This window comes from Savagea serpentis (genome assembly GCF_015351395.1).
In the GTDB taxonomy this organism is placed as follows: domain Bacteria; phylum Bacillota; class Bacilli; order Bacillales_A; family Planococcaceae; genus Savagea; species Savagea serpentis.
The window spans coordinates 823,549-842,262 of the sequence record NZ_JADKPV010000001.1 but is presented as its reverse complement, the minus strand read 5'-3'; the positions used below and the strand labels follow the sequence as shown (position 1 = coordinate 842,262).

General features: G+C 40.6%; 21 protein-coding genes. 15 read left to right on the top strand and 6 right to left on the bottom strand.

Annotation, left to right across the window (positions count from 1 at the left end):
• Positions 1–64: 64 nt before the first annotated feature.
• The gene (hmpA, locus tag IRY55_RS04290) at positions 65–1,165 is read left to right on the top strand and encodes an NO-inducible flavohemoprotein (RefSeq protein ID WP_194562007.1); all 1,101 of its coding nucleotides are present in this window, start codon (positions 65–67) and stop codon (positions 1,163–1,165) included.
• Between the two features lie 39 nt (positions 1,166–1,204).
• Here the strand turns inward: hmpA and IRY55_RS04285 are convergent, their stop codons facing one another.
• The 3 genes from IRY55_RS04285 to IRY55_RS04275 are packed head-to-tail and all read right to left on the bottom strand — an operon-like array spanning position 1,205 to position 3,453.
• Positions 1,205–1,933: an amino acid ABC transporter ATP-binding protein gene (locus IRY55_RS04285; RefSeq protein ID WP_194562006.1), complete on the bottom strand. Its 729-nt coding sequence runs from the start codon at positions 1,931–1,933 to the stop codon at positions 1,205–1,207.
• A gap of 12 nt (positions 1,934–1,945) precedes the next feature.
• Positions 1,946–2,611: an amino acid ABC transporter permease gene (locus IRY55_RS04280; RefSeq protein ID WP_194562005.1), complete on the bottom strand. Its 666-nt coding sequence runs from the start codon at positions 2,609–2,611 to the stop codon at positions 1,946–1,948.
• Positions 2,612–2,628: 17 nt separating this feature from the next.
• Positions 2,629–3,453: a transporter substrate-binding domain-containing protein gene (locus IRY55_RS04275; protein WP_194562004.1), complete on the bottom strand. Its 825-nt coding sequence runs from the start codon at positions 3,451–3,453 to the stop codon at positions 2,629–2,631.
• Positions 3,454–3,626: 173 nt separating this feature from the next.
• On the opposite strand from IRY55_RS04275, the gene IRY55_RS04270 reads away from it, so the two are divergent.
• The 6 genes from IRY55_RS04270 (at position 3,627) to IRY55_RS04245 (ending at position 10,829) form a co-directional block, all read left to right on the top strand.
• Positions 3,627–4,196 (top strand): xanthine phosphoribosyltransferase, encoded by a 570-nt coding sequence (locus tag IRY55_RS04270; RefSeq protein ID WP_194562003.1) that lies wholly within the window; start codon positions 3,627–3,629, stop codon positions 4,194–4,196.
• A gap of 58 nt (positions 4,197–4,254) precedes the next feature.
• Complete coding sequence (locus IRY55_RS04265) at positions 4,255–5,310, top strand: glycosyl hydrolase family 8 (RefSeq protein ID WP_194562002.1); 1,056 nt, start codon at positions 4,255–4,257, stop codon at positions 5,308–5,310.
• Positions 5,294–6,151: a GGDEF domain-containing protein gene (locus IRY55_RS04260; RefSeq protein WP_194562001.1), complete on the top strand. Its 858-nt coding sequence runs from the start codon at positions 5,294–5,296 to the stop codon at positions 6,149–6,151. The genes IRY55_RS04265 and IRY55_RS04260 overlap by 17 nt, the downstream gene beginning before the upstream one ends.
• A gap of 118 nt (positions 6,152–6,269) precedes the next feature.
• A complete protein-coding gene (locus IRY55_RS04255; protein WP_194562000.1) occupies positions 6,270–7,607 on the top strand; it encodes a DUF2334 domain-containing protein in 1,338 nt (445 codons plus the stop codon).
• Entirely contained in the window at positions 7,608–8,867 is a 1,260-nt protein-coding gene (locus IRY55_RS04250; RefSeq protein WP_194561999.1) for a glycosyltransferase family 2 protein, read from the top strand. It abuts the gene before it with no gap.
• 12 nt (positions 8,868–8,879) lie between these two features.
• Positions 8,880–10,829, top strand: a complete 1,950-nt coding sequence (locus IRY55_RS04245; RefSeq protein ID WP_194561998.1) for a cellulose biosynthesis cyclic di-GMP-binding regulatory protein BcsB — start codon at positions 8,880–8,882, stop codon at positions 10,827–10,829.
• Between the two features lie 46 nt (positions 10,830–10,875).
• On the opposite strand, the gene IRY55_RS04240 is transcribed toward IRY55_RS04245, so the two are convergent.
• The gene (locus IRY55_RS04240; RefSeq protein ID WP_194561997.1) at positions 10,876–11,397 is read right to left on the bottom strand and encodes a phosphoribosyltransferase family protein; all 522 of its coding nucleotides are present in this window, start codon (positions 11,395–11,397) and stop codon (positions 10,876–10,878) included.
• Between the two features lie 137 nt (positions 11,398–11,534).
• Between IRY55_RS04240 and IRY55_RS04235 the strand changes: the two genes are divergently transcribed.
• Together IRY55_RS04235 and IRY55_RS04230 are read left to right on the top strand one after the other, a co-directional pair.
• Positions 11,535–13,121: a dienelactone hydrolase family protein gene (locus IRY55_RS04235; protein ID WP_194561996.1), complete on the top strand. Its 1,587-nt coding sequence runs from the start codon at positions 11,535–11,537 to the stop codon at positions 13,119–13,121.
• A 126-nt stretch (positions 13,122–13,247) separates the two neighbouring features.
• Complete coding sequence (locus IRY55_RS04230; protein ID WP_194561995.1) at positions 13,248–13,976, top strand: helix-turn-helix transcriptional regulator; 729 nt, start codon at positions 13,248–13,250, stop codon at positions 13,974–13,976.
• Here the strand turns inward: IRY55_RS04230 and IRY55_RS04225 are convergent.
• A complete protein-coding gene (locus tag IRY55_RS04225) occupies positions 13,969–14,406 on the bottom strand; it encodes a VanZ family protein (RefSeq protein WP_194561994.1) in 438 nt (145 codons plus the stop codon). The genes IRY55_RS04230 and IRY55_RS04225 overlap by 8 nt on opposite strands.
• 178 nt (positions 14,407–14,584) lie before the next feature.
• Between IRY55_RS04225 and IRY55_RS04220 the strand changes: the two genes are divergently transcribed.
• The gene (locus IRY55_RS04220; RefSeq protein ID WP_194561993.1) at positions 14,585–14,797 is read left to right on the top strand and encodes a hypothetical protein; all 213 of its coding nucleotides are present in this window, start codon (positions 14,585–14,587) and stop codon (positions 14,795–14,797) included.
• A 41-nt stretch (positions 14,798–14,838) separates the two neighbouring features.
• Here the strand turns inward: IRY55_RS04220 and cyoE are convergent, their stop codons facing one another.
• On the bottom strand, positions 14,839–15,753 hold the full coding sequence (gene cyoE / locus IRY55_RS04215; protein WP_194562387.1) for a heme o synthase: 915 nt from the start codon (positions 15,751–15,753) through the stop codon (positions 14,839–14,841).
• A gap of 153 nt (positions 15,754–15,906) precedes the next feature.
• On the opposite strand from cyoE, the gene IRY55_RS04210 reads away from it, so the two are divergent.
• The 5 genes from IRY55_RS04210 to IRY55_RS04190 all read left to right on the top strand — a co-directional run bounded on the left by IRY55_RS04210 (position 15,907) and on the right by IRY55_RS04190 (position 18,677).
• On the top strand, positions 15,907–16,632 hold the full coding sequence (locus IRY55_RS04210) for an MBL fold metallo-hydrolase (protein ID WP_194561992.1): 726 nt from the start codon (positions 15,907–15,909) through the stop codon (positions 16,630–16,632).
• A gap of 19 nt (positions 16,633–16,651) precedes the next feature.
• Positions 16,652–16,987, top strand: a complete 336-nt coding sequence (locus tag IRY55_RS04205; protein ID WP_194561991.1) for a zinc ribbon domain-containing protein YjdM — start codon at positions 16,652–16,654, stop codon at positions 16,985–16,987.
• Positions 16,988–17,299: 312 nt separating this feature from the next.
• Positions 17,300–18,037 (top strand): AzlC family ABC transporter permease, encoded by a 738-nt coding sequence (locus IRY55_RS04200; RefSeq protein WP_235961011.1) that lies wholly within the window; start codon positions 17,300–17,302, stop codon positions 18,035–18,037.
• On the top strand, positions 18,001–18,321 hold the full coding sequence (locus IRY55_RS04195; RefSeq protein ID WP_194561990.1) for an AzlD domain-containing protein: 321 nt from the start codon (positions 18,001–18,003) through the stop codon (positions 18,319–18,321). Before IRY55_RS04200 ends, IRY55_RS04195 begins: the two co-directional genes overlap by 37 nt.
• A gap of 80 nt (positions 18,322–18,401) precedes the next feature.
• Entirely contained in the window at positions 18,402–18,677 is a 276-nt protein-coding gene (locus IRY55_RS04190; protein ID WP_194561989.1) for a hypothetical protein, read from the top strand.
• Positions 18,678–18,714: the final 37 nt, after the last annotated feature.

Here is an 18,714-nt window from a genome sequence, read left to right as displayed (position 1 = left end):
TTAATCGAAAAGTTTGGTATAAATAACATATATACAAAATACATCTTTAAAGGAGATCATTTGAATGACTTTATCGAGAGAGACGAAAGATATTATTTTAGCGACAGTTCCTGTATTAGAAGAGCACGGTGTAGCCATTACGACAGTTTTTTACAAAAGAATGTTTGAAGCGCATCCGGAATTGTTGAACATTTTCAATGAAGCGAATCAAGCGCAAGGGCGCCAACAGTCAGCGCTCGCGATGATGGTGTATCAAGCGGCGAAACATATCGACAATTTGGAAGCGGTCGTGCCGCAAGTGATGCTCGTTGCGCATAAGCATCGCAGTTTAACCGTTCAGCCAGAACATTATCCGATTGTCGGAAAGTATTTATTGTTGGCGATTCAAGAAGTGTTAGGAGACGCAGCAACGCCTGACATTATGCGAGCATGGGAAGAGACGTACGGCGTCATTGCGAATATTTTCATCGACGTCGAACGCCAACTGTATGAAGCGAGTGCATGGGAAGATTTCAAACCATTTATCGTGAAGAAAAAAGAAGTAGAAAGCGAGCTTGTGACGTCGTTTTATTTAGAACCGAAAGATGGGCTTCCTTTGCCGACGTATGAAGCGGGACAATATATTACGGTGCGTTTACATACAGGAGACGAGTATTTAGCGAATCGTCAATATACAATTTCATGTGCGCCGAACGGTCAAACGTTCCGCATTTCAGTGAAACGTGAGCCGAATGGACGCATATCGAACTATTTGCACGATCACGTTCAAGTAGGAGACGAATTAGAAGTAACGGCACCTGCAGGAGATTTCTATTTAGAAAAAGCAGAGCGCATTACCCTACTATCAGCAGGTGTCGGCATTACACCGATGATGGCGATGGCAGAAGCGGCTCGCGGACAAGTCGATTTCATCCATACGTCAAAAAGTAAAGCGGTACAACCGTTCATATCAATTTTACCGAATATAGTGGAACAAGGCATTTATATTTATACAGACGAATCTCCACGCATCGACGAGCGAGTGCTTCGTGACTACGTCCATAATGGCACGTACTACATTTGCGGTCCTGAAGGGTTCATGCGCGATATGAAAGAAGCATTATTACAACAAGGGGTGAAAGAAGACCAAATTCGCATCGAATATTTCGGCCCAGCGATTGCATAAAAGAAAAACGACTCAAGCGGACGAAGCTTGAGTCGTTTTTTAATGGTGAAGTACTTTCGATAAAAAAGCTTGTGCTCGCTCGGATTTTGGAGCTGAGAAAAACTGTTCAGGTGGGGCGACTTCGACAATTTTACCATCTGCCATAAAGACGATTTCATCACAAATTTCTTTTGCGAAGTTCATCTCGTGTGTGACGACGACCATCGTCATCCCGGCGATCGCAAGTTTACGAATCGCGTCGAGCACTTCCGTTACCATTTCAGGGTCAAGTGCGCTCGTCGGTTCGTCGAACAGCATGACGTCAGGGTCCATCGCAAGGGCGCGAGCAATCGCGACACGTTGTTGTTGACCACCGGACAATTTATTCGGATAAGCGTCGTATTTGTCGCCGAGTCCTAGAGAGTCCAGCAGCTCTTTTCCGCGTTTCTCCGCGTCTGCTTGTGCCATTTTTTTCACTTTGATTGGAGCGAGGGTCACGTTTTCGAGCGCTGTTAAAAAGGGATATAAATTGAAGCTTTGAAAGACGAAGCCGATTTTACTGCGCGCTTCGTTAATATTAATTTTCGGGTTGTGAATGTCAGACCCATTGATTGTAATTTGACCGGAATCGATCGGTTCAAGTGCGTTCAGTGTGCGAATGAGCGTCGATTTTCCGGCACCACTCGGCCCGATGACCGCGAAGACATTCGATTGTGGGACATGTAGTTGAATGTCTTGTAAGACGGTGTGATCGCCGAATGTTTTCGTCACATTTTCCATTGTAATCAATGCGGATTCCTCCTAGTTTTCGCGTGATAACCAACGCTTTTCGAGCGTGCGGATCACGAGTGATAATGTGAGTGTCATGACGAGGTAAATGAGGGCAACAAATGTCCAAATTTCAAGACCTCGGAATGTCGTCGCAACGAGATTTTTTGCGTTTAATGTTAAGTCTGTTGCCGAGACGACCGACACGAGTGATGAATCTTTAATTAAAATGATAAACTGAGAAGCGAGCGGTGGGAGCACTTTTCGGAATGCTTGAGGTAAGACGACGTAACGCATTGCTTGAACGTGTGTCATCCCTGCTGAACGCGCGGCTTCCATTTGCCCTTTCGGGACAGCTTGTACACCTGCGCGAACAATTTCCGCGATGAAGGCTGCAGAGAAGAGGGCGAGTCCGATAATGGCTGACCAATATGCACCTAAATTTAAAAATCGTCCGAGGACGAAAAAGATCCAAATTAATAAAACAAGTAGCGGAATTCCGCGCATCAGTTCGATATAAATCGTGCTGATCACTTGTAAAAATTTATTGCGTGAAATGCGTCCGAGTCCAATGATGATGCCAATCGGGATACTAAAAAGTAATGCGAGCGCTGAAATTTCTAATGTTTTCAGCGCTCCGTCGATAAAGACATCCATATTGTTCGTAATGACGGACCAATCGTATTGATAGGAATTCATAATAGATGTCTCACTCCTTATTCTTCGTCAACTTCGTTTAACCAATCACTATTGTCGAACCATTTTTCACGAGAAGTTAATTCTTCTGGGCTGTCGACATAGCTATCTAAAAATGAATTGATCCATTGAATCGTTTCGAAGTCATTTTTTGGTACGGCAATTCCTAATTTTTCTTTTGATAATAATTCAGGTAATACTTTCACATTGTCGCCTTGTTGGGCTTTCCAAACGGCAATGGCTGGTTCATCGTAGAGCACCGCGTCCGCTTGACCTTGACCCATCGCTGTCGCTGCGAGTGGGAAGTCATCGAAGACCATCACTTCCGCATTTTTGAAAATGTCTTGAGCCAAAATGGCACCTGTTGTTCCGACGCCGACCGCTACTTTTTTACCTTTCACATCTAAGTCTTCCCAAGATTTCGTCGCATTGTCGTCACCTGGTAATAAAATCGCTTGACCTGCTGTGTAGTAAGGTTGAGATAAGCTGACTGCTAATGCGCGGTCTCCGCGAATTGTAAGGCCTGCGATGATCATATCGACTTCGCCTGCTTGAAGCGCTGGTGTTAAACCGTCAAAGACGAATTGTTTAAATTCGACATCCACGCCTAACCATTTTCCCATCGCATTCGCTAAATCGACATCATACCCGATAAATTCTCCATCTGTATTTTTCATTTCAAATGGGAAGTATCCTGGTGCCGTGCCAACGACTAATTTTTTATTCTTTTGAATTTTTTGAAGTGTTGAGTTTACCGTTTGGCCACCTTCTTCGCTTCCATTCCCTCCGCAAGCTGCTAAAACGAGCACGAGTGAAGCGACCATGGCAAATAATAATTTTTTCATGATAAATTCTCCTTATCCAAATTAAGTAATAGTATGAAGTTTTACTAATATATCATGTATATTTATACAAATCAACTACTATTTTATTAATTTCAGAATATTATTTAATTTGAAAAGCGTGAGAAAAACCGCTACAATTAAGGAACTTTATGTTTAGAAGGAGAAGACGTCTAATGCAATTGTTAAAAGAGAAGATTGAACAAGAAGGTAAAGTGTTGAGCGAGAAAGTATTGAAAGTTGATACATTTCTTAACCACCAAATCGATCCGAAATTAATGGTCGAGATTGGCAAGGAATTCGCAAGACTGTTCCGGGAAGAAAAGATTACGAAAGTCGTGACGATTGAATCATCAGGAATCGCACCAGCAGTCATGACGGCATTGAAATTAGAAGTGCCTGTCGTATTCGCACGCAAACATCAATCCTTAACATTAACAGAAAATTTATATCGTTCGAAAGTATATTCATTCACAAAACAAGTATCGAGTGAAATTGCGGTAAGCGGTGATTTCGTCACAGCAGATGATCACGTTTTACTCATCGACGACTTTTTAGCGAATGGACAAGCGATGCTCGGGTTAATGGATATCGTAGAGCAAGCAGGTGCGACAATCGGTGGTGTTGGAATCGTCATCGAAAAAGGATTCCAAGACGGAGGAGCGGTCATTCGAGATAAAGGAGTACGTGTCGAATCGCTCGCAATCATCGATAATATGTCACCAAATCATATTACTTTTCAATAAAGAAAACAATCGCCTCGCATATTTGTGCAGGCGATTTTTTTATAAGGAGGGAAAATATATGCGAGTCATTCAATTTTTATTCATTTGTTGTTTAGTCGCTTGCGCTCCAACTGAATCTGAGCCGATGTCACGTGAGCCTTATACAACCCAAGAAACAGAGCGTTTCGTTCGTGAGCAGTTAATGAATGATCAAGGAGAATTACGGACGAATCGAACAGACCGGAAAGATGAATATTTATCAGAATCACTCGGGCTTTGGATGATGTATTTAGTCCGCATTGGAGATAAAACCTCTTTTGAACGACTCCATGAGACTGTGCATCGATGGATGACAAAAGAGGGAGCGGTTTATTGGCAACGAGACGGACAAGTATGGAAACAAGCAACAGCGAGTATCGATGATTTACGCATCGCCTATGCGTATTTATGCGCCTTTGAAAAATGGGAAAAAGATGAATATTACACATTTGGAGAAAAAATTGTTCATCATTTCTCCAAGTATCAAGTAAAAAATGGGAAATTCTCTGATTTTTATGATTTAACAATGAATAAAGAGGGAAACACTCAAACGACGAGTTATTATAATGAATATGCTTTACGCACATTCGCTCAGCATGGATGGTTGGAATCTACTGTAGTAGAACGGTGGGTGGAAGGTCGCAAAGAGGAACCGACTGACGGTACAATGTATCCCCCGACTCGTTTTCTGATCGAAGAAGAACAATATGAGTTCGATGAAGAAATAAATGGCATCGATATCGCATATACGTTGTTGTATCGTGCCGATTGGACAAGTCGAGAACGACAGTTGTATGACGCATGGCGCGAGCAATTTATGACAGAAAGCCGTCTGCCAGGACGGATAAGCCGCTCTAATCATCCGCTCGTTACATTTGAATCGCCTGCACAATATGCTTTGTTAGGGCTCGTAGCGCTTCGCCAAGAGGATCAAAGATTTGCTGAGCAATTGTATGCCAAGTTACGTTCTATGCAAAGTACAATGCCCGGGTATGAAGGGCAATTCGTCGATGAAAAGACGGGAGATTTACACGTTTTTGATCATGTATTATTTTTAATTTTTGAACAGGAGGTGGCCTATGACAACGTGGAGTAAAGAGCGTATTCAAATTACGCTCGCTTTTATTTTGTTTTTTCTCATCGCTATTTTTTTCTTTCCTTTACTTGTAGATGATCCGTCGAGTCATCTTATTTTAAGTGTGTTATTTATAACAATTGTCATCATCACTTTTATAAAAGGAACGATTCTCGGTTTAATTATGACATTATTTTATATTTTTAGTTTCGGTTCTGCGCTTTTTTTCACGCATTTGACGCAGACGACATTTTTTCCTTCTTTGCATACTTTTTCAATACAAACTTTTTTTCTCGTCTCTTTCATTTTAATTATGATCGTCATTTTAGCGGGAGCGATGCATCGTTTCGTAGAACGTTATGATGAAGAACATCGACAAATAGCTGAGCAATTTGAAACTTTATTGACGATTGATCTTGTGACAGGTTTTGATAATCGCTCTCGTTTATTGTTTGATATGCGTTCTGAAATGAGTCGAGCGAAACGGTATGAAGAACCTTTTACGTTAATCATGTTGCAAATTGATCATTTTCATGCGTTTTATAAGCTGTACGGCGAGTTGGAAGGCAATAATATGATTCGCATGGTAGCCGATGGGATGGAAGAAATGATGCGAATTTCAGACCGCAAATATCGTATCGCTGCTGATCGCTTCGTTCTATTATTACCGCATACGGCCGAGGAAGGAGCACTCGTCGTCCAGCGAAAATTAAAAGAGCGACTAAGTGAGCATCGCTTATTAAATGGAAAAAAAGTTGATCTTTCTTATCATGTGAGTCAGTATACGTATGATTTATCCGAAGTGACACGTGAAGAAGTGATGACGATGATGGAAAGTGAGTTGAAAAGTAGTGAACTATAAAACATTTGTTTTCTTTTTCCTTTTTTTATATTTCGCGATTTTTCACTTTCCGACATTTGCTCACTCCGCGAGTCTTCTCATCGATCCTTCGGACACGAGGACAGATGACAGCTTTATTATGGAAACGACAATCCGCTCTTATGACGAGTCGCTCGTTGTGCGAAAGCCGTATGATGTCACAACACTCGGGAGATACGATACGATTTTTATTTACAGTGAACAATCTTTTCCTTTGCCAGAACATCTCGAACAACAATTTATTACTTATGAAGGCCGTCTGATTTTAATTGGAAACATTCCTGAAACGAAAAACATTTGGTCGAGTTTTGAGACAGATGGGACGGTAGAAATTTTTTCTCTACAAGGGGAGCCAATGCAATCGGGTTTATCGATTGAACGGGTCGTACCGAATAAATATTTACAAACCATTGTAGAAGGGGAGCGTTACGGTGACTGTTATCCATATATCGTATCGAATGGATATGACATATATTATGTAGCTTCCACTAGAGTAGAAGGTTTGAAGCAATACACGTTCAATCGCCTTTTAAATAATTTATATCAAAATCAATCAGGGCATCCCGCATTTATTCGGTTAGAAGGCATCGATGCGACGAGTGATGTAGAGCAACTTGAAGCGATTACGCAATATTTAAAATCTCAACATGTACCTATTTTATTATCCGTCAAATTAAACCCTACAAAAATTAAAAACCACGCATTCAAACAAAATAAAAAATTACTACAATTATTACAAAGTCTTCAACAAGATGGCGCTCGTATTATTTTAAATACTTCTATCTCTAATATGGACTGGGCGATTCGTTATTTAGCTCATCAAAAATTGTATCCATTTGCGATTGAAACGGAAGATTTAACATTTTCTTACGAACGATATAAACAGATTCAACATTATAGCAACTTATATTTCGGTCCTTTAACATCGAGTCATATCGGAAAAGTTCAACATATATTACCGTCGACAATTGATGGCTTACCAAATTTAACTCTCTATCCAGAAACATTAGGTTTTGTGCAACAAAATGAGACATCTATTTTTAGAACGTGGCAACATAAATTACAATTGCTGATCGAATTACCAGCGAGCGTTTTATCGATATCGTATCATCCGTACTTAGGAGTAGACCCGTTAAAAGAAGTTGTTCAAAAGATGAATCAAACGAGCGGCATACAGTGGATTCAGTGGGATGAGTATGAAACGACGGTACAAAACGAGACGATGGCGATTGCTTTTTCAAAAGACCGCACGATTCAAGTGACGAAAACGAAGCCGTTTTACGATCAATGGCTCTACCTTTGGGAAAACAAAACGACGGAAACTGTATTATGGATATTAGTCGGACTCGTCGCAACATTCGTCACGTTATTTATTTTTTACATCGTGCGGATGCGCATGCGTTTACGGAAGCGATTATTCCGGGAAAGGAGCAGTTAAATGGCGAATATACTCTTTTATACAGCGCTCATTTTAATATGGTCGATGCTTTTGTACCATATGTTTTTAATGCAAGGCGGGTATCGTCATTTCGCGACTTTCGAAAAAGTAATACCGAAGTGGGAAAAGAATATGGTCGACTTGCCGAAAGTGAATGTATTTATTCCGGCACATAATGAAGAAGTCGTCATTCGCCAAACATTAGAAGCGATGAAGCGACTATACTATCCGAAAGAATTATTAGAAATTGTCGTCATTAACGATAACAGTTCGGATTGTACAGGAGAAATTGCAGCGGAATATGCGGCGAAATATCCGTTTATTCGTGTGATTGATACGGAACCACCGAATAAAGGAAAAGGGAAGTCGAGTGCACTAAACGAGGCATTGCGTCAAACAGATGGGGAAGTGATCGTCGTATACGACGCGGACAATACCCCTGAAAAAATGTCGGTTTGGTATTTAGTGATGGGCTTATTAAATGATGAACAAGCGGCAGCAATTGTCGGGAAATTTCGTGTCGTCAATGCGAAAGAAACGTGGCTCACACGATTTATTAATATTGAAACGATCACATTTCAATGGATGGCACAAGCAGGGCGTTGGTATTGGTTCGGTGTAACGACGATTCCCGGAACGAACTTTGCGATACGACGTTCAGTCGTCGAAGAGCTCGGCGGTTGGGACGTGAAGGCACTCGCAGAAGATACGGAGTTAACGATTCGTGTGTATGAAAAGGGCTATCACATCCGTTTCTTCCCGAAAGCGATTACGTGGGAACAAGAGCCAGAAACATTGAATGTTTGGTGGAAGCAACGGACACGCTGGGCGCGAGGCAATCAATATGTCGTGTTAAAGTTTTTAAGTCAAATTAAAACATTGAAACGAAAATCGATTATTTTTGATTTGTTTTACTTTTTCTTCACGTACTTTTTATTTTTCTTCGGTGTTATTTTGTCGAATAGTTTATTTATCATTAATTTATTTTATGATTTGAACTTATCGATCGGCAATGTTGCCCTCGTCTTATGGGGGCTCGCGTTCTTACTCTTTATCGCAGAAGTGATGATCGCGCTCAGTATCGAGACGACCGAGATGAATACGAGCAATTTTTTCCACGTGATCGCCATGTACTTTACGTACTCGCAAATGTGGATTATCCTCGTCATTTATTCTCTTTATTTAGAAATGAAACGCGTCCTCTTTAAACAAGAAGTGACTTGGTATAAAACAGAACGATTTGATAATAAGAAAAAATAAGGCGGTGTACACATGATTAAACGTATTTTATTCCTTACTGTTTTCGTCTTGAGCTTCTCATGGACGACCGCCCATGCAGCGGAACGCGTCGACTTACCTTTATCGTTTGAGCCAATTCAATTGTATGGGCCGACGAGTGAACATACGATGTATTATACAATTGAAGGACAAGCAGAAAGTGCTAATTTAGAGCTTATTTTGACACATTCTACTGAATTGATCGAACCATCTGCTATTACAGTCGAAATTGACGGTGAGCTCGTCGCAACCCGTGCTTTGCAAAAAGGAGCTGATCCGAAACTCGAATGGTCGATTCCTCTACAAGATTCAATGAAAAAGCATGGTACGCATACAGTGCGTGTCAAATTTAACGGAGTGATTTTACAAGGAGTTTGTGTCGATCAACAGACAACATCGAACTGGATGATGGTGCATCTTCAATCGCATGTTCAGTTGAATGGATACGAACGACACTATACGAAGTCGTTAAAAAATTGGACAGAAGAATATACGCCGATGGTAGATGAAGTGACCGCAATTGTCATTCCTACAAAAACGTCGTCCTCTGTTCAATCTGCGGCAATGCGTTTGCGCGCTCATTTAGCTCAGTTGGCAACACAATCTAAACAAGTCGTCATCACAACAGATCCTGCAGTAGGTAATCAACAAATAATCGTCGGATTGTATGACGAATTTGATGATCCCATTCGCGAACGTTTGGAAAGCGTTGAACGTATAGAAGGGGAAATGCAATTAGGCAGAATCGATGAACGTTTCGCATATGCTTTAGCAGATGACGCAGAACAATTAGAGCAGTTGCTTCCCGTCTTATACGACGAAACATGGCGCAAACAGTTATCTCAAGAGCGTTTATCTATTGGAGCCTTGCCTGAGAAAAACAATGCACAAACTCGCTTCACCTTTTCAGAATTAAATATTGCACCAGTCATTCTCGATTCCGTTACAACGGAAAGTGCGAAATACATCCTTTCTTTACCGTATGCCTTACCAATGAATGGGGAAACGACGATTCAACTGCAATTACAAAAATCATCACTACTTGAGCAAAACGAAGAGTTTGGAACGAATGAACAAGCTGAATTAATCGTTGCGATTAATGAGTTTTTATATCCGGTGGAATTAAAAACGAAGCAAGAAAATTCATTATCTGAGTTTATAGAAGTTACCATTCCAAACGAGCAACTGATGCGTGACTCCAAATTTACACTTCAATTGAAAAGTAATGGCCTACGCGTCAATGATCCATGTATTTCAACAGACCGTAATCTATGGGTACAAATTGATCCAAAACAGTCAGCAATTCAATTTGCAAACGGTGCTATACCAACTGATGCGGTATCTTTCTCTCGTTATCCGTATCCTTTCGCTTATGAAGAAACTGTCGTCGTTCTCCCTTCTTGGACAGATGTAAGTGAAGAGGCAATCGATACATTAGTGCAACGTTTTCACTTAAATGATTCGATGACCTATTTCCGTACTGCTGATGAGGTGGAAGAATCATTAAAACAAAATGCACATGTTATTTTTATACAGCCTCATCATTACTTAGAGGCGGAGCAACTTGATTTTAAAATCGTAGAGGAGCGTTGGCAAAGTGCAGCGTTTGGATTTTTAGAAGGGACGGAAGACTTCGTATTAACGGCGAAAGCAAGTCCTTGGAATGCGGAAAAACAAGCATTTTATATCGATACGATGCGACCGAATATTGCTTCTTTTCATTGGATTGACCGTTTCGTTCAAGACCAACGAGAAAGCACACATGCAATCGTCAATACAGTAGGAACGATTATTTATGAAGGACATCATTCGGCAAATAATGAATCTGTCGTGAAAGAAAAGACAAATGAATGGCCACTCTTTTTCATCGGTTTCGGTTTATTAATTCTTCTATTAGTTGGTGGAATTATTATATTGGCAAAACGTCGTAAAAAAAGAGGTTAATACAAAAACGTGTGATATCAGAAGTGATCTGACGTCACACGTTTTTTTAACTACGAATAAGCGGAATGTGTACGAGGTATGTAATATCATCATATTGAACCGAACTTCCTTGTACGGCGATACTCGCTTTCGCTGTCGTTTTTGCACCGGCGTCGCGCACGAGTTGCTCGAGCAGTTGAATGGCGCGCCCTGTACCGACGAAATCATCGACGACGAGAACATGTTTTTCTTTTAATCGTTTGGCATCTTGACCGTCCAGCACATATGTCAATCCCTCTGCTTCTTGTGAAAGACTTGTTTGCATATACGGTTTATGTTCTTTACGCGCGACGATAAAGTGTGACATACCGTATAAACGAGCGAGTTCCGCAGCGAGTGGGATTCCTTTCGTTTCAGCTGTGACGATGAGATCAGGACGTGTCACTTTCTCCACTAAGGCACGTGCACATGCTTCAACGAGCTCACAATCACCTAAAATATTTAATGTCGCGATTTGCAATTGATCATTTACTGAAATGACTGGTAATTGACGAGATACACCAGCAATTTCCATCGTAAATAAAGCCATGCTAATTCCACCTTCCTTTTTCAAAATATTTTGTTTTTATTATTATAGCATTATGTTCGAACGATTTCGATATGGTAGAGTATTTCATTCAAAAGATGGTATACTTTCATTATTGTAAAAAAGAGAGGTGAACGAACTTGCGCCATTGGTTAATGACGCTTTGTATAGCGAGTCTACTTCTCGTAGCTGGCTGTACAACAGATACAGTACGAACAGAGATTATCCTCGATCCGAATGAGATTGGTATGCATGTGGATGGGACAGATGCTCTTGCGATTCATTCGTTCGATTATGGAACGCATACGATTCAATTAGAAAGTGGAGAAAGTTTTAGTTTTCCGATGCGTGGCTCTTACAGCGTACCTGAAGAGAAAAAACTATATCCGATTGTCTTTATGGGACATGGGCGCTCAGATTTATATGAACATGCGGAAGACTTGTATGCAGGATATGATTATGTCATTGGTCATCTCGCGGCGAATGGAGTCGTCGGATTATCACTTGATTTGCATGCTGCATTTCCACTCGACCAAACATACGAGGATGAAGGAGAACGCGTTCGCAAAATGATGAAAGCAACGATTGAAACGGTCATTGCGCGCTCACGTGAAGCGAACAATCCGTTCTCTCAAAAAGTACATCCTGATAAAATTGGCATCGTCGGCTTTACAGAAACAGGTCAATACGTCTTTGAATTAGCGAACGAAATGCAGGCGAATAAAATAAAAGTCGATGCCTTATTATCTGTCACCCCACAATTTGTAGAAAAAGAAACGAAATGGCCAGAAGAAGTGGACCGTGCGATCATCGTTTCTGAATATGATAGCATCGTCAAAACATATGACGGCTATGCCATGTATGATGAATTGTCGAGTGAGTCTGCTTTAAAATTAATCACCTTATTAAAAAGAGGCAATCATCATTACTTTAATACGAAATTGACGACCAATGACGTAGCAGAATACGGAACGAACTTCGAATTGCGTCATCAATTAAAACGTGATGAACAGGAACAATTTTTCAAACAGTATGTGACCGATTATTTTTTAGGAATTTTAAATCGAACGGAAACATCTTTAATTCGCAGTTTACAAACGAAATCACAGCCTGACCGCATGTATGGGCAAGACGTTTTGTTGACAGCAGAATTAAAAGGAACACGTCTTCTTTTAGATCCTAAAAAAGTAGATTTAGAAAATGTTCATTATGAGAAAACGAAAGCGGAACTTGTCCAAGATACCCTTATCCAAAAAGAAGCTAGCATTCCTTTATTAACTGGCTTACATCCTAATGGGACCATTCAAGAACGCTCTTTCTTAAAAGTAGATTGGTTGAAGAAAAGCGCATCCATCGACTTTGAACCATTGCTTCAAAATATTGTCGGAAATGAAGTGTTGACCGTCAACTTTATTTTAGGTCCAGCGAGTGAACGTAATAAGCCTTATTTGCACCAAGCTTTTGCAGTAGAGCTTGAAGATGAAGAAGGAAATGTAGGACGTGCTCGCTTACCTGAACAATTAAATGCCATTGAAATCGAAGAGGGTGGCTTACACGAAAATGAGGCAGGTGAACTCCGTTGGTCTCGTTACACACCGATTCGTTCCGTTCGAATACCGTTAGAACGATTTGTCGATATTGACTTCGAACATGTGACAAAACTTAGTCTTTATTTTGGAGATACGGATGAAGGAACAATATTAATCCATTCAATTACTGTGCAATAATCCAAAAACACCCCTCTGCCTTGCAAAAATAAGGTAAAGGGGTGTTTTTTCATGTTGAAAAAGTGTGAAAAGTCCGTTATAATTCGTGATAGTGAGAATCATTATCAATAAATGGAGGTGAAAAATATGTACTTTGAGAAAAAGGAAAAGTGGAATCCAGCAGATCATTATTTACTTTTTGTCTTTAAAGGATCCATTGTCGTGCAATTTGCGACGCATTCGATTCAATTTAAAGAAGGGGAATGTTACACGGTTGAGAAAGATAGTCAATTGGTGGACATTAGACAAGAAAGCGGAGCGGAATATGCTTTGTATGCGTTCCAATTCGTCGGAGAAGAAGATGTATTGAACTGGCCAATTATTCGATATACACCGGATAAGTTAAAGTCCGCTTTAGTCCGCATTGAAGACATTCGCGCGTTAAATCAGCCTTTATTATTCCAAAAAGAAGTGTTTGATTTTATTTACCTTATTCATAAACATAAAGATCGTCGCAGTCGTCAATGCATCCACCAAATGGAGTATATCCGGGAATATATCGATCAATCGTTTGCAGAAGCTTTAACCCTTCAACAAATGGCAGACCATTTCTATATGAGTCCGAATCATTTGAATGAATTGTTTAAAGAGCGTTACGGTATGACCGCGATGGCTTATGTGACGGAACGCCGCATTACGATGGCGAAATTTTTACTCGCGCGCAATGTGTATCGCGTACGAGATATCGCACATAAAGTGGGCTATGATGATGAATTTTATTTCAGCCGTAAGTTTAAACATGAAACGGGGATGACGCCTACGCAATTTGCGAGAAAAGCGAAGCATGATCCCCAGTATGATGTGCTTCCTATGTAGTCCTTCTCCGCAGTCTTTGGAGGAGCGCGAAGAGGACTAACATCGTGAAAGCACCTGCGCTGTCGAGCACGACGTCTTGCATCATACCTCCCCGGCCAGGGATGAATGATTGATGCCATTCGTCGAAACAAGCGACAAGCACAGTGATGAAGAAGGCGAGAGCATAATGACGAGTCGCATAAAGTGCCGTGAGCGCAATTGCGCCAAAATAAAAGAAATGCATCATTTTGCGCGCAATAAAGCGTAATAAACCATTGACTCCACGCGTCTCTGTCGAAATATCTCCGCCCCAAAATGTAATGTGGAGGTTGTGTAACCAAGCGAACTGAACGATTGGTTCACTGTCATTCACAACAGGTGGTCCTGCTGGTTGATGAGAGCTCCACGTTACGATTATAACGAGTAGTACAAAAGGAATCCAACGTTTCACAATTAACACCCTTTACGAATAGCCATCGCTTCGTTGCGATGGCTATTTTTGTCTATCACTTTAATGTATCAGCTTTTCTATGATTTGAAAAATATTTCGATTGTCACATATTGCATTCACAAAGTTGTATAAAACTTCACAATCTCTCGTTAAAATATTTTGTGAAAGAGGTGTTCGATTGATGAATGCATTATTACTCATTGGGTTGTTCGTTTTATTTATCGGCCCTTTAGTCGTGGCTTACTTCGTGTATACATTTATGATGAAGCGCATTAAAGAGCATGAGGCGTCACAAGAGGAAGAACGGCCAGCAACAACATCAAATCACGCTTTGCAACAAAGAATAGAGCAACTTGAGCGTCGAGTGGATGAATTAGAAAAAAGAAAATAAAAATGCTGCACTACGTTTTGACGTGTGCAGCATTTTTTCATCTAGATCATCAATTGAATGCCGGTATAAATAATAATGGCTGTAAACAATACGGTTAAATGAATGAGCGAATAGAAAAATAAGACCGTCGCCCAGCCATATGCATCTTTCTTTCGATAACTCGTATAACTCATATACAACCAGATAAGGGAGAGGATGAGCGCAAGTCCCGTAATAAAATAACTGATTGGGATGAAAAGAAAACTTGATAACACGAGCAAAATTAAGTAGAATTGAGTCTGTTTATATGTACGTGGCATCCCTTTCGCTACAGGAAGCATCGGTACATGCGCTGCTTTGTAATCGTCATGTTTGCGAACAGCAATCGCATAGAAATGTGGCATTTGCCAGAGAACCATGACGACGAATAATGCCCATAAGCCGATGTCATTCACATCGGTCGTAATTGCGGTCCATCCGATTAGTGGAGGCATCGCACCGGAAAGAGCTCCCACTTCTGTATTCCAAATCGTTCGACGTTTTGTCCAAATGGTATAAGGGAAAATATAAAGGAACAATCCGAGCAACCCGAGTATCATCGCCAGCATCGAAGCGAAGTATAAACTAACCGCTCCGACGACTGTAAAGCTAATCGCAATGGTCCATACTTTCCGATTTGAAAAAGCACCAGTGACAGTCGGTCGATTTTTCGTACGATCCATAATCGCATCAATATCTGCATCATATAAATTATTAAAAGCGCCGGCTGCACCAATAATGAGAGCGGAACCGATTCCCGCAAATAATAAATGATAAATGTACTCACTGAAAGGAGCGTCCATTCGATAAAGGGCCATCATCGCTCCAGCGAACAACGGAATTAAGTTTGATTTAATAATCCCCGTTTTCACTACTTGTGCGAAAAGCGATGGTTCTTTTTTTACACGTTGCTTACTCACGCTAATACTCCTTCCGATATTTCAATCTTTTTTCACACATAATCGATAGATATCGTATCGACTATTAAACTAATTGTCAAGAAACGAAGCGTTCCTTCTATCGTAACGCTTTGAACATGAACATGACATGAACAAATTGTGAAGAATTTTAAAAAAGAAAGCAGGATCACTATGTCTATGATAATTCCATTGAAAATTAAGTATGAATATGAAAATCGACCGTATTTTTTATACCCGACCGTTATTAAAGGAAAGCGAAAACATATACTCATTAACTTAGGATATCCCGGTTCATTACCGCTCATAGAAGACGCATTGCGACAAGAAGGCATCGAACCAAAAACGATACGAACCGTTTATTTTACCCATCATCACGATGAAGCAATTGGTGCCGCAGCCGAATGGAAGAAAAAATATTGGCGTACAAAATTTATGACATCGATTGAAGAAGCCCCTTTTATCGACGGACGCAAAAAGCCGTTTAAAATCGAACAAGCGGAGCAATTATTAGAAGCAGCAGAAGACGAATTACAAGAACAAACTGCGGCACAATATATGGTGGCACTCGCGAGTATTCCACCTGTCAAAATTCACCGCACGATAGCGGATGGCAATCGATTACCTGTCGAAACATTCGCGGAAGTAATCGCGACTCCTGGCCAAACACTTGGACATACGTCGATTTATTGCCCGGAAGAAAACATCATCATCGCTGGCGAAGCGGCAGCAAAAGAAAAAAGCTACATTACAGTAGGAGACATGAACACCGCTCTCGATTTAAAAGAAGCGTCAGAATCTCTTGAGAAAATTATCAATGTCGACCCTGAAATGATTATTTGTTATAAAACAGGCATTTTTGCTAAAAGTGAAGAGACCGAGTATACTGAACAAGATTAACAAAAAAGGAGTGAATGGCATGAGCTTACCAAACTGTCCACAGTGTAACAGTGAATACACATACGAGGACCGTCATTTAATCGTTTGTCCGGAATGTGCACACGAATGGGACCCAAACGCTGCCCCAGAAGAAGAGGCAGGACCTGTTTACAAAGATGCATTCGGCAATATATTACAAGACGGGGATACGGTAACGGTCATTAAAGATTTAAAAGTAAAAGGCAGTTCAACCCCAATTAAACAAGGAACGACAGTGAAGGACATCCGTCTTAAAGAAGGCGATCATGACATTGACTGTAAAGTGCCTGGTTTCGGTGCAATGGAACTGAAAACACAATTTGTAAAAAAGATTTAATGGGATACAAGGCTGTAGGAATGATGAAACTCCTACAGCCTTGTATTTTTAATGTTTTGTAGAAATAATAATTTTTTGGATTAAACAATCGTTCAGGCAATATTTCGACATTCGAATCATCTATATGTAGCGCTTTCAAAATAAAAATCAATTTATTCAGTATATTTCGATTGATGATTGCAATAATAAAAGAGTCTGTGCTAATCGTGAAAGTATTCTGTATATTTATTCATTCATTGACATTGAGAATTAGAGATATTATTCTATTATCATGTTATATATCAGTATAAATATGCAGAAGGAGGAAACGAGTTGACACAAGTATGTACGAACCGCGATCAATTTATGCTCGGGGTGAAAGATTGTATGCCGACCGTGCTCGGTTATTTGAGCGTCGGATTCGCAGCGGGAGTTGTCGAATATACGGCAGGATTAAATATTTTTGAAATTTTATTATTATCTTTACTTGTCTATGCAGGTGCCGGTCAGTTCGTTGTCGCAGGCTTACTCATTGCGGGGGCTCCTACGTTTACCATTATTTTAACAGTGTTTATTATTAATATGCGACACTTTTTATTAAGTGCCGTGCTCGCACCAGCATTCAAAAATAATACGACATGGCAAAATGTCGGAACTGGCTTTTTATTAACGGACGAAACATTCGGTGTTGCGGCTAACCAAATGGCCCGCTCTGGTGGAAAAATCAACTATTACTGGATGCAAGGATTAAATATTACCGCATATGCGAACTGGGTGCTTGCCAATTTGCTCGGTGGAATTTTAGGGAAATGGATTACCGACCCATCGACATTTGGACTCGACTTTGCGCTTGCTGGAATGTTCATCGGTTTACTCGTCTTACAAATATCGTCGCAGGCGAATTTACGCACAGATATTTTTGTCATTCTCGCATCGGTTATTTTCACAATTGGAAGTACACCGTATGTACCAATCGGTTTAAATGTGATGGTCGGAGCATCACTTGCAGCTATCGTAGGAATGGGGGTAGAAAAATGGCGATCGATTCAACCATCTTCCTCATCATCATAGGTAGCATGATCGTAACGGCATTACCTCGTATTTTACCGATTACAATTTTAAGTCAGGTAGACTTACCGAACTGGTTTATGAATTGGTTAAAATATATCCCGCTTGCGATTTTGACAGCGATTCTCGTCCAAGAAATCGTACCGCTCGGGGAAGGTGAAACGTGGAATCCTGCACACCTCGTCGGCACTGTCGTTGCTTTCATCATCGGCTTCTGGACAAAAAGTCTCCTTTGGACCGTCATCGCCGGTATGCTCACCGTCGTTCTCATGAACTTTTTCTTGTAACATGATAAGATAATAAATAAGAACAAAATCGGATTGCGCGTGATGCAGTCCGATTTTTTATGTATGTAGGAGGGATTTAAATGGATACGAGACGATGTTCGGAATGTGGTCGGGACACGACAGGTCCACTAAAACACTATGTGACAGAACAGTTCGAGTGGCGTTCTGTCTGTGAAGATTGTTTACAAAAAGTGACGGATCGTAAATACGGAGCCATTGAATCAAAAAGAGGAAAATTACAGCCGATTTCGAAAAATAGTAAGCGAATGAACGGCTATTTGCAAAAATCATTGCGTATTTCATCCTTTGTGCTCGTGATATTTCTCATCATTTTCATCATTCAACGTCTCGCTTAATGGTATACTAGTCATAAGTATAAAGGAAAGGTAGAGG